Origin of the sequence: Streptomyces sp. HD (assembly GCF_028369295.1) — a bacterium.
Classification (GTDB): domain Bacteria; phylum Actinomycetota; class Actinomycetes; order Streptomycetales; family Streptomycetaceae; genus Streptomyces.
This window is the reverse complement of sequence record NZ_JAQMYP010000179.1, coordinates 1-563: the sequence shown is the minus strand read 5'-3', so window position 1 is coordinate 563 and position 563 is coordinate 1. Positions and strand designations below refer to the sequence as shown.

At 68.9% G+C, this 563-nt stretch carries 1 protein-coding gene; it reads right to left on the bottom strand.

Annotation, left to right across the window (positions count from 1 at the left end):
* The coding region (locus POF73_RS45890; RefSeq protein WP_272125494.1) for a phosphopantetheine-binding protein at nucleotides 1-529 on the bottom strand (529 nt) is incomplete at its 3' end.
* Between the last annotated feature and the right edge of the window lie 34 nt (nucleotides 530-563).

Here is a 563-nt window from a genome sequence, read left to right as displayed (position 1 = left end):
GGAACTGAACGGTGTACGGGTTCACATCGGAGGAGTCGTAGAGGGTGTGGAAGAGCATCCCGGACTGAAGCGGGGCGAGCCCGTAACGGGTGGGCACGGGACGCGTCGACGCCCGGGCCGCCTCGGCCTCGTCGCGAGTGACGGCGGCCGACTCTCGCTCGGTGATGCCGGCGATGGTCTGGTGTTGGAAGAGCATGCGGGGGGTGAGGTGGAGGCCGTGCCGTTTGGCGCGGGAGACGACCTGGATGCTGAGGATGGAGTCGCCGCCGAGCTCGAAGAAGTTGTCCTGGATGCCGACCCGCTCCACCCGCAGCACCTCCGCCCACACTGCGGCGATGGCCTCCTCGACGGGAGTGCGAGGGGCTTCGAAGGCGATACCGGTGTGCGGACGCTGTCCGCCGGGGGCGGGCAGTGCCTTACGGTCGACCTTGCCGTTGCCGGTCAGCGGAATGGTCTCCAGCACCACGAACGCGGCCGGCACCATGTACTGCGGCAGAACCCGGCCACACCACTCGCGCAGCTGGGCCACCGTCGGGTCCGCACCCTCACCGGGCACTACATAG